This window comes from Geodermatophilus obscurus, assembly GCF_900143215.1.
GTDB classification, from domain to species: domain Bacteria; phylum Actinomycetota; class Actinomycetes; order Mycobacteriales; family Geodermatophilaceae; genus Geodermatophilus; species Geodermatophilus obscurus_A.
The window spans coordinates 23,964-34,805 of record NZ_FRDM01000037.1; the positions used below are offsets into that span (position 1 = coordinate 23,964).

Annotated in this window: 8 protein-coding genes; 5 read left to right on the forward strand and 3 right to left on the reverse strand. The window is 71.6% G+C overall.

All coding sequences use genetic code 11. The annotated features are described in order from the left end of the window. The first annotated feature begins 28 nt into the window (after positions 1-28). Positions 29-1,855: a caspase, EACC1-associated type gene (locus BUB17_RS21140; protein ID WP_244277411.1), complete on the forward strand. Its 1,827-nt coding sequence runs from the start codon at positions 29-31 to the stop codon at positions 1,853-1,855. Then, entirely contained in the window at positions 1,852-2,157 is a 306-nt protein-coding gene (locus BUB17_RS21145) for a hypothetical protein (RefSeq protein ID WP_072920651.1), read from the forward strand. The genes BUB17_RS21140 and BUB17_RS21145 overlap by 4 nt, the downstream gene beginning before the upstream one ends. A gap of 225 nt (positions 2,158-2,382) precedes the next feature. Here BUB17_RS21145 and BUB17_RS21150 read toward each other — a convergent pair whose 3' ends face one another. Then, on the reverse strand, positions 2,383-4,014 hold the full coding sequence (locus BUB17_RS21150) for a glycosyltransferase family 2 protein (protein ID WP_072920652.1): 1,632 nt from the start codon (positions 4,012-4,014) through the stop codon (positions 2,383-2,385). A gap of 687 nt (positions 4,015-4,701) precedes the next feature. Here BUB17_RS21150 and BUB17_RS21155 point away from each other — a divergent pair. The 3 genes from BUB17_RS21155 (at position 4,702) to BUB17_RS21165 (ending at position 7,906) form a co-directional block, all read left to right on the forward strand. Beyond that, positions 4,702-6,132 carry an APC family permease gene (locus BUB17_RS21155; RefSeq protein ID WP_072920653.1) on the forward strand — a complete coding sequence of 477 codons (1,431 nt, stop codon included), beginning with the start codon at positions 4,702-4,704 and terminating at the stop codon, positions 6,130-6,132. A 1-nt stretch (position 6,133) separates the two neighbouring features. Continuing rightward, positions 6,134-6,613 (forward strand): universal stress protein, encoded by a 480-nt coding sequence (locus BUB17_RS21160; RefSeq protein ID WP_072920654.1) that lies wholly within the window; start codon positions 6,134-6,136, stop codon positions 6,611-6,613. Positions 6,614-7,138: 525 nt separating this feature from the next. Continuing rightward, positions 7,139-7,906: a zinc-binding dehydrogenase gene (locus tag BUB17_RS21165; protein ID WP_208983556.1), complete on the forward strand. Its 768-nt coding sequence runs from the start codon at positions 7,139-7,141 to the stop codon at positions 7,904-7,906. A 57-nt stretch (positions 7,907-7,963) separates the two neighbouring features. Here BUB17_RS21165 and BUB17_RS21170 read toward each other — a convergent pair whose 3' ends face one another. Both BUB17_RS21170 and BUB17_RS21175 read right to left on the reverse strand, forming a co-directional pair. Further along, positions 7,964-9,211: a DUF4032 domain-containing protein gene (locus BUB17_RS21170; protein WP_072920655.1), complete on the reverse strand. Its 1,248-nt coding sequence runs from the start codon at positions 9,209-9,211 to the stop codon at positions 7,964-7,966. Positions 9,212-9,320: 109 nt separating this feature from the next. Further along, a complete protein-coding gene (locus BUB17_RS21175) occupies positions 9,321-10,664 on the reverse strand; it encodes a GntP family permease (RefSeq protein WP_072918734.1) in 1,344 nt (447 codons plus the stop codon). Between the last annotated feature and the right edge of the window lie 178 nt (positions 10,665-10,842).

The window sequence follows — 10,842 nt, forward strand, 5'->3', positions numbered from 1 at the left end:
CGTGACGGGCGGGACCGACCGCGTGGTCATGCCCTTGGAGTCCGGCCGGCGCGCGGCGTTGATCGTGGCCACGGGGCACTACGCGGATCCTGAGCTGCAGCAGCTGCGCGCTCCGGTCGCCGACGCGGAGCAGTTCGCTGCGGTGCTCGCACGCCCCGACATCGCGGCTTTCGAGGTCCGTACGGTCATCGACGCTCCTGCTCGGGTCATCGCCAGGGAGCTACAGCAGTTCCTGGCAGGACGCGGACGCAACGACCTCCTACTGGTCTACTTCTCCTGCCACGGCCTCAAGGACGTTGACGGCTCCCTCTACTTCGCCGGCACGGACACCGAGATGGACTTCCTGGCGTCCACCGGCGTGTCGGCGGCTTTCGTGAACGAGCGGGTCGACGCTTGCCGGTCCAACCGGATCATCCTCCTGCTCGACTGCTGCTACAGCGGAGCGTTCACGAAGTCGGCGACGAAGGGCGATCTCTCGGTCGGCGTCCAGGAGCGACTGCAGGGCCAGGGACGGGTGGTGATGACCGCGTCGAACGCCATGGAGTACGCCTTCGAGGGCCACCACCTGTCGATGGAGGCTCCTGCCCCGTCGCTCTTCACCGGCACCATCGTGCGTGGCCTGAGCACCGGGGAAGCGGATCGGGACTGCGACGGCCGGGTCTCCGTCGACGAGCTCTACGACTACGTCTACGACAACGTGCGACGGGAGACCTCCAACCAGACACCCGGTCTCTTTGCGAGCCTGTCGGGCACCCTGTACCTGGCACGGCGCCCGGACGGACCGGTCGACCTCGAGCCGACGGCACCGGCACTCCCGCCGCCTGTGGTGGTCCCCTATCGCGGGACCGGCCCACGCCGTCGGCAGCGCCCGTGGATGCACTGGCTCCGTCGCCGCAGGAGGCCTGCCATTGCTGCAGCGTGTGCGCTGTTGCTGGCTGCGGTCACCGTCACGGTCGCGCTCGTGTGGCCTCCCGCCACCTCATCCTGGACCAGGATCGCCGACATGCCACAACCGGTGGAGGCGGCAGCCGTCACCTCCTATCGGGACAGGTTGTTCGTCATCGGCGGGGTGAATCCTGCGCCCGGCCGTGGCCCGCTCAGCACGGTCCAGGTGTACGACCCCGCAACGGCCTCGTGGTCGATCGGGCCAGCTCTCCCGGTCGCACTAAACCACGCAGCCGCGGTCACGACCCGCGACTCGGTGTACGTGCTGGGCGGCATCGCCGCCGACGGGTCGACCGACACGGTCTACCGACTCGACAGCCCCGACGGTCAGTGGCAGGTGGATCAGCCGTTGCCGGAGGCGCGCGGCGCGGGAGCAGCCGCCTTCGACGGCGAGCGGATCGTGTTCGCCGGTGGCGTGGACCGCGCCGGGCTCGCGCGGGCCGAAGTGTGGGCCCTGACTCCGGATGGCCGGTGGACGCCCGCCGGCGAGTTGGAGCCTGCGCGGGAGAAGCTCACTGCAGCGACCGACGGTTACGGCGGGGTCTGGTTCATGGGCGGCCGCGACATCCGGGGTGCTCCCGGTGAGGCGACCTACGGGAGTGTCGACATCGTCACCAGGACCGGGGTGCAGCACCTGGGCAGGACGCTTCCCGCACTCAGCGCTCCTGGGGGTGCCCAGGTGCCGGGTCAGGGCATGTGCGTGGTCGGTGGCCAGGAGCCGGACGGGCAGTTCAACGCCGGGGTCCACTGCGTCGAGGGGACGACCGAGCCCCGTCCACCCGACCTCCCCCGGCCCCGTGCAGGACTCGGCGTGGCCGTCCTGCGCGGGGAGGTCTACGCCGTCGGCGGCTACTACGCCGGCACCAACGGGACGGCGCTGGCGCAGGTCTACCGGCCGCCGACCGGATGACGCTGCTGCCGGTCCTCGGCCTCCACGCGTGGTCGGTGTGGGCAACGGCTGCCCTGTTCCTCCCGCGCTGCCGCATCCCCATCGTGCCCGTTGCCGCTCTGCCGGTCGGTGCAGCCGGCCTCCGCTCCGGCCGCGGTGGCGTCCTCGGGCCGTCGGTGGTCGCCGGCCTGCCGGACCAGGCCGAGCCGGTCTGGCGGGACAGCGGCACGCCGGAGGACCACCGGGCCGCTGCCGAGGCGACCGGCACGAACCAGCGCCACCAGGTCCGCGCCTCCCTCGTCAGAAGGACGGGGAGGGGGTAGGAGTGTGACGGACGAGTCGCCGACGCGCTGAGCGGAGCGCGGTCCGTCGCCGGCCTGACGGCGGCGCACTACGTCCGCCGGGACGGGTGCCGCGTCGCGGGCGTGCACGTGCTGCTGCACGCCGAACCGGGACTCGCTCCGGACGACGGCCGAGAGCTGGACTGCGGGACCGGTCACCACCATGAGACCGGCGGTCGCCAGGATGGATCGGCTGGGGCTGGCCGGTCACACCCCGGAGGACCGCCGGAGAGCGGGTCGAGCGGCACGGGACCGACTGGTCCGGAGCCCGTGCGACCTCACACGGGCGATGAGGAGGGCACCGGGTAGAGCCCCGCACGCGACGATGGTGAGCAGCGCCCACCCCAGGCGCAGCGGCTCCAGGTGCCCGCTTCCCGCCCCGACGAGGACCGCCCCGCCGACCACGGCACACCACGTCAGGTGGGACGTGAAGGTCCGGACCGTGTCGCGGCTGGCCAGATCACCCTTGGGGGTCACCGCGTACCCGAGCGGGCGGTGCAGGAGTGCCTGCACCGCTGCGGAGAGATAGACGGGTCCGGACACCAGGGACGCGAAGATCCCCCGTACTCCGTACTCGGCCCGCTCGTGCGGCGCGATGTCGTAGCGGCGGAGCCACCCGAGCAGGGCCAGCGCCGACGAGACCGCACAGAACCACGCAGCGGCCCACCACCAGCTCAGCGACGGAGGGGCGATCCCCAGGAGGTACACGGCCGTCGCCGCGTTGCCGCAGGCCCATGCGATCGCGCACCCCGGGTAGAAGGACTCCAGGAGGAGGTAGGCGAGGCCCTGACGGGGCGCCAACCGCGGGATGAGCCGCGGCGAGTGGCGCAGCACGATGTCCATGACGCCGTAGGCCCACCGCCGTTGCTGCTTGAAGAAGTCCGTCCAGCTCGTCGGACCCTCCCCGACCGCGATCACGTCGGGCGTGTAGACGCCCCGCCACCTGCGCCCCGTCGACGGGTTGACGGTGCCCGAGATCGTGAGACCGGTCAGGTGGTCCTCGATCAGTGAGTCCTGGTATCCACCGATGGCCGCCCAGGCAGCGGCGCGGTAGAGGTGGTTGGTCCCGATGAGCAGTGGTGTCCCCAGACCGTTCCCGCCGCGTTGGATGACGCCGGTGAACACGAAGGACTGCGCTGCGGCAGCGTGTGGCACGAAGCCCTCGTACATGTTGCCGTAGACCTGCGGCGCCACGACGAAGGCCGTGTCGGGGTCACGGAAGTACCCGAGGGTCCGTTCCAGGAAGCACGGCAAGGGCACGTGATCGGGGTCCATCTGCCCCACGACGTCGTACGACGCCTCGTGCAGGGCGCGCCAGGCATTGTGGTTTCCCGCCTTCGTGCGGGCGCGGAACGGTCCGCTCGGCCTGTTGAACTCGGGGTGCCCCCTGCGGCTGAAGTGGTGGACGCCCAACCCCTCGGCCACGCGGCGGACGTCGGGGTCATCACCCTCGTCCAGGATCCAGACGTCGAGCCGACCGGTGTGCCGGACCTCCCGCATCGCCGCCAGGGTGCGAGCGACGAGGTCCACGGGCTCCCTGTCGGGCACGATCGTGGTGAGGAGCGCGACCCGTAGGTCGGCCTCCGGCCGCATCGGCACCGGGTCCTCGGCAGCCGACGCGAACCAGGCCAGGCAGCCCACTTGGAGCAGCCGGGCGACCTCCACCGCGACCACCAGGAAGACTGCAATTCGGGCTACCCACCAGCTCAGTCCGTCGACGGGACCCATGTCCGCGGTCAGCAGGCGACCGATCACCGCGCATCCGGCGACGAGGCTGGCGGCGGCCAGCACGCCGACGACGACCCGTGACCGACCCCTGACGACGGACTGGAAACGCACGGTCGGCGGTCCCGACGGATCCACCACGGCTCCGGACACCGTGCAGCAGTCGCCATACGGAGAGGACCGTTGTCCGCCCGCCAGTGGCATCCGCATCCGTCGCCCCTCTCCGCGGTGCGACCATGCTGGGAGCGCGTCACCGTCGCGTCACGCACTCGTCACCACCGGGCTGGTGCGAGCCGCACGGCGGCTGCCTGCTCGGGACAGGGCCTCCACACCGTCGACCGCGCTGAACGCCGTGACGGCGTCCACGCCGGCCCGTCTCAGCTGGCCGACAGGTCATCGCACCGAGCGTCGGTGGTCTTCTGCTGTGGGCCACCCCGCCCTGCGGTACGGCGGCTGACGCCGGCACGTCATGGGCCCCTGCCACGCCGTCTAGGAGGAAGTCCGCGCACCGGCCCGCGCGCTGCGTCGCACGATCCCCGAGGTCGCGCCGACTTCCTCGATGGCCCGTCGTCGACGGGCCGCGCCGCACGAGGCGGGAACCCAGCCGAGGACCTGACCGGCCGGCTGCCCTCACCGCCGTCCCGACGGTGGTCCCCGTGGCCACCCCGCGGTGCCGGAGCTCGGCATCCGCCGAGCTCGGGCTCGTCGTTGCCGGACCGGGTCCCGCCCGAGTTGCCCCGGTGCCCGGATGGCGCTTCCGTGGACGCGTCAGCAGCTCGCCCTCGACGAAGCGGGGACCTCGTGGCCGAGACCAGCACCGGCACCGTCGACGACGAGGACAGCGGCCTCCGGAGATCGATCACCGCCAAGCAGCTGTTCTTCTACACCCTCGGTGACGTCCTGGGCTCCGGGATCTACGTCCTGATCGGCCTGGTCGCCGCCGCCGTCGGTGGCGCGTTCTGGATCGCGTTCGCCCTCGGCGTCACCGTCGCGGCCATCACCGGGGCGGCCTACGCCGAGCTGGTGACCAAGTACCCCCAGGCAGCCGGTGCCGCGCTCTACGTCAAGAAGGCCTTCGGCAGCACGGCCCTGACGTTCCTGGTCACTGTCTCGTTCCTGTCGGCCAGCTTCGCGGCGACGGGATCGCTGGCGACCGGTTTCGCCTCCTACTTCGCCACCCTCTGGGAGGGGCCGCCGGCCTTGCTGGTGTCGCTGGTCTTCGTCCTCGCCCTGGTGGTCGTCAACTTCATCGGCATCACCGAGTCGGTGGTGATGAACATGGTGATGACCTTCGTCGAGATCTCCGGCCTCGTCATCGTGATGGTCATCGGCGTCTGGTACATCGCCCAGGGCGACGCCGACTTCGGCGTCCTCGCCGACATCAGCGTCTCCGGCAACCCGGCGCTCGCGGTCCTCGCCGGTATCGCCTACTCCTTCTTCGCGATGACCGGCTTCGAGAACACGGCCAACGTCGCGGAGGAGACGATCGACCCGCACCGGGCCTTCCCGAGATCGCTCGTCGGCGGCATGGTCGTCGCGGGCACGGTCTACGTCCTGGTCTCCATGGCCGCCGCCCTCACGGTGCCCGTGGACCAGCTCGCGAGCTCCGACGCAGCCCTGCTGGAAGTCGTGCGGCAGGGCATCCTGCCCTTCTCCACCGACTTCATGACCACGCTGTTCTCGATCATCGCGCTGATCGCGATCACCAACACGACCCTGGTCACGATCGTCACCCAGCCGCGGATCCTCTACGGCATGGCGAAGGAGGACGTCGTCCCGGGCGTCTTCGCCAAGATCCACGCCACCCGGCGCAGCCCGTGGGTCGGGCTGCTCTTCAGCGCGGCGGTGGTCGCGGCGCTGCTGATCACCGGCACGATCGTGCTCGAGGCCGGTGGCGGCATCGACCTGGTCAACCGGCTCGCCCTGGTGACCGTCGTCCTCCTCCTGGCCATCTACGCCCTGGTGATCGTGGCATGCCTCAAGCTGCGCGGGCAGGACGAGAACGAGCACACCTTCCGGGCCAACACACCTCTGCTGATCGTCGGGCTGGTCGGCAACCTGGCCATCCTCGGGTTCTCCATCTACGACGACCCCACGTCGCTGATCTGGTGCGCCGCCCTGATCGCCATCGGCGTCGTTCTGTTCCTCGTGGAGTACGCCGCCGGCTCGCGGAACCGCCCCCCGGGCACCAGGCGCGGCGACCCCGAAGCCGCCTCTCGGAGGGACGCCTGAGATGCACGTCATCGTCGCCACCGACGGGTCGCCGCAGTCGCTGGCCGCGGCCCACCACCTCACGTCCTTCGCGGACCCCGCGAAGATCACCGGGATCTCGGTCGTAGCCGTGATCCGGCCGCTGGCCTCGGTCGCCTTCGCCGACGAGATATCCGAGGACGAGCAGCACGAGGTCGGCGAGGGGACGGGCAGTTTCCGGGCGGCGGCGCAGCGTGCCGTCGACGCGGTGGCGGCCGTCTTCGACGGCTGGGGACCGCCGGTCGGCAGGCAGCTCCGCAGTGGGTCACCCGCCGCGGAGATCATCAAGGCGGCGACGGAGCACGACGCCGGTCTGATCGTGGTCGCGGCCGGAGGACGCGGTCTCAGCGACGTGATCCTCGTCGGCAGCACCGCCCAGCGGGTCCAGCACTACGCGCCGTGCCCGGTCCTCGTCGTACGTCCTGCACCCCGGCCGAGAAGGGCCGCCCGGCCCGAGGCGTGACCCTGCGCCGCCTGCGCCCGGCACCGGTCCACTCCCGCCGTGCCCGCACTGCCGGGAGCAGCACGTACGGCACACCGGACGCCCACCGGTCCGGTTCGGCCCACGAGGAGCCGTGACCAGGACCCGCCTGCGGCGCCTCGAGCTGTCAGTCCTCCCACCACCTCGTCGGCGACGTCGAGCCGTGGACGAGGGTCCGGCACGAGCCTCCGGGCGCGGACGGCCGCGCTCGACCGCCGCGGTCCTGCAGGCTGAGCAGGCAGCCCGGCGGTGCAGGAACCGGAGCAGACCGGCACGCCGCACAGGACGGAGGACACCCATGTGGGCACAGACGCTGCGCGGTCCCTTCTGCTTCGAGCAGGTCGAGGTGGCGGCCCCGGATCCCGCGGCCCTGCCGCCCGGGCACGTGCTGCTGGCCACCCGCGCCGGCGCCATCTGCGGCAGCGACCTGCCCAACTTCCGCGGCGGCGTGTGGCCGCACCCGGCCGCCGAGGACGGCTGGGGGCCACGCGGGCGCCGGGCTTCCCGATGCATGAGATCGTCGGGGAGGTCGTCGCCAGCCGGCACCCCGAGCACTCCCCCGGCGACCTCGTCGTGGGCTGGGCGTCGATGTTCGACGGCATCGCCGAGCTCGTGGTCACCGACGGCGACGGCCTCGCCCGCTACGACACCGGTCTGCCGGCCACCACCGCGGTCATGCTGCAGCCCCTGGCCTGCGTGCTCTACGCCGTCGAGCAGCTCGGTGACGTCTCGGGTCAGACGGTCGGGGTGATCGGTCAGGGTCCGATCGGCCTGTTGTTCAGCCACGTCCTCAAGGCCCGCGGAGCGACGCGGGTGACCGGCGTGGACCCGGTGGACCGCAGCGACGTCGCGTCCGCGTTCGGCGTCGACGAGATGGTGACCGCCCGGGCCGAGCGGTGGGCGGGCTCGCTGTCCGACGCCGACCGGCCGTCCGTGGTGGTGGAGGCAGTGGGCCACCAGATCTCGACGCTGCAGCCGGCACTGGACGCGGCGGCGCCCGGCGGTCAGGTCTTCTACTTCGGCGTCCCCGACGACCCGGTCTACCCCTTCGACATGATGACCTTCCTGCGCAAGAACCTGATCCTGCGCTCGGGCGTCACCCTGGAGCGGCGCCGGGTCCTGGCGGACGCCGGCCGGTATCTGGCGGCACACCCTGCCCTGCGCGACTGCTACGTCAGCCACGTCCACCCCGTCGCCGACGTGCAGGCGGCCTTCAGCGCCGCGATCGCTCCCAGGCCGGGGCAGGTGAAGATCGCGGTCGACATGAGTCCGTGACACCCGCGTGACACCTCGCGCCCGGAGCACGGCCGGACGGCCCCTGCGAGCGGTCGCTCACCGGGGCGCGAGGCCCTGGTCGGCGGTCCGTGGCGTCGGCGTCAGCAGGTCCCCCGACACCGCCGACAGCACACGGTCGACGTAGTCCCGCACCGCGGCCTGCATCCCGACGTCCCGGCCGGCCGCCTCGGACAGGAACCACCGGTGCTCGAGGATCTCGTGGAAGATCTCGGCGGCGTCCAGCCGGCTGCGCAGGTGCGCGGGGATGGCGGCGATGGCCGGCTGGTACACCTCGGTGAGCCAGCGGATGGCGGCCGCGGTCTCGGAGACCGGGCCGTCCTCCACCTGTTCGAGGCCGGCCCGGTAGCCGGCGATGTCGGCGAGGAGACGGCGGGCCTGCTTCTCGCGCACGTCCAGCCCGGTCCGGGTGAACAGCGCCCGCCGGGAGTTCCCGGGTTCGGCGACGCGGGTGGTGAGGCGCAGTCGGCTCCCGCCGGCCGGGTCGTCGACGAGGTCCATCTCGCCGACGTCGAAGCCCAGGTCCTGGAGCCGGCGGATGCGCTCGGCGACGCGGAACTGCTGCTCGCTGCGTGGCATCACCTCCTCGCTGGTCAGCTCGCTCCACAGCTGCTCGTAACGCGCCACCAGGTCGGCCGCCGCGAGAGCCGGGTCGAGGTCCCCGGCCAGGGAGCCGCTGTCCCGCAGGTCGGTCAGTTCGCCGACGACCCGCGCATAGGCGACCTCCGTGTCGTGGTCCCGCTGACTTCGGGTGAGGCGCTCGTGCACCTCCCCCGTCTCGGCGTCCACGAGGTAGGCGGCCAATGTCCCGGCGTCGAACCGGAACAGGGTGTTGGCCAGGGAGCAGTCGCCCCAGACGATGCCGGCGAGGTGGAGGCGGACCAACAGCTCGACCTGGGCGTTCATCACCCGGTCGATCAGCTGCCCACCCCGCGGGTTGGCGAACAGGGCGAGGAAGGACGACGAGTAGTCCAGGAAGCGGGTGACGAGCACCGCCTCCTGGTCGCCGGGCCGGTCGACGACGACGCCGATGACCTCGACCGCCGGGATGCCCAGCTCCTGCAGCCGGCGCAGCACCTCGTACTCCCGGCGGGCGGGTTGCTCGGGCAGCTCCTTGACCGCGAACACCCGTCCGGCCTCGGCCACGAACCGGACGACGTGGCGAGAACGCCCGTGCTGCGGGATCTCGACGATCCGGTCGTCGGTCCACTGCGAGAGCGGGGTGTCCCAGGGCAGGGTCAGCAGATCGGCCGCCGCCTCGGCAGGAGGGCTGAACACGAAGCGCATCCCGGACCTCCGGTCCTCGGACTCGGTCCTCCCGCGAGGCTAGCGCGCGGCAGCCCAGCTCCCGCACGTCTCGAGGCAGCGTGGACGGACCCACCCGCCGACCGCCGCCCTAGGCGATGAGCGCCACCGCCATGACCATCGGCAGCGAGACGACCGAGGCCACCGAGGTGACCATCGTCAGGGTCTTGAAGGTGCCCTGGGTGGACAGCCCGAGCAGCGACTTGAACATCCAGAAGAAGTTGCTGTTGACCTGCAGGGCGAACATCGCGCCCGAGGCGATGGCCAGACCGATGACCAGCGGCGCGACGTTGATCGACCCGAGCACCGGGCCGATGATCCCGGCGGCGGTGATGGCCGCCACCGACACCGACCCGATCGCCAGGTGCAGCACCGCCGCGATGAACCAGGCGAGCAGGATGCTGAGGATGACCGGTGCCCCCGCGTCGGCGGAGAACAGGCCGGCCAGGATCGTGTCCAGCCCGGTCTCCCCGATCACCGCACCCAGCGACCCGCCGATGCCGGTGATCAGCAGGATGGCGCCGGTGGTGTGGAAGCCCTCGCTCATCGCGGTGTCCGTGCCCGCCGAGCCCAGCGCGCGCCGGCACAGCCCGTAGGCACCGACCAGGCCGACGAACAGCGCGAAGTTCGCGTCGCCGAGGAAGGCGATGACGTCGTTGGAAAACTCCAGCAGCTCGGCGAAGGCACCGAACGCGATCAGCACCAGCGGCACCAGGATGGGCAGCAGGCAGACCAGCAGCGCCGGCGCCGCGCTGTCGTCCTCGACCAGCTCGGTGGTCTCCTGCTCCACCATCGCCTCATCGACGTGTTCGTCCCTGGCCGGATTCCAGTACCGGCCGCGCAGCAGCACCCGGAAGACCAGCGTCGTCACGAGCGCGGTCACCGGCCCCAGCACCAGGCCGTAGAGCAGCCAGGTGCCCAGCGGAATCTGCAGCAGGCCGGCGATGGAGACCGCGGCCAGCCCCGGAATCACGAACACGTAGCCGGCGAAGATCCCGGTGCCCAGCGCCCCGGACATGTGCGGCAGGCCGGTCCGGCCGATGAACGGCGCGGTCGAGCGCGCCACCGGAGAGGCCAGCACCACCTGCACGTCGACGTAGATCGAGGGGAAGATCGTCGCCATCGCCGCCGTCATCGCGTACGGCAGCCGGGGCGCGCCGACCCGGTCGACGAGCATCGTCACCATCTTCCGGAAGGCGCCCATCGCGTGCAGCATCGCGCCGATCAGCACGCCGAAGCCGATCAGCAGGCCGACCTCGCCCATGATCTCGCCGAAGCCGGTGGTGATCGCGGTCAGCGTCGCCGTGAAACCCACCCCGGTCGCCAGGCCGAGATAGAGCGACCCGATGATCAGCGAGATCACCGGGTCGATCCTGATCCTGATGATGAGCAGCACGATGACGGCGATGGCTATCGCGGTGTGCAGCACGACCATGACCTGCTCCTCCCGATACGGGGAGTGGCGAGGTCACGCGCCGTCGCCACATGGACTCCACACCATGGCACCGATCGGGCCGGTCGAGCGGTTCGGCGCGGATTCGATGCGCCCGGCGGCCGGCCCGGATCGCCACCGCCGCCGGGTGGCCGCCCCCGCCGGGACAGTTCCGCCCCCC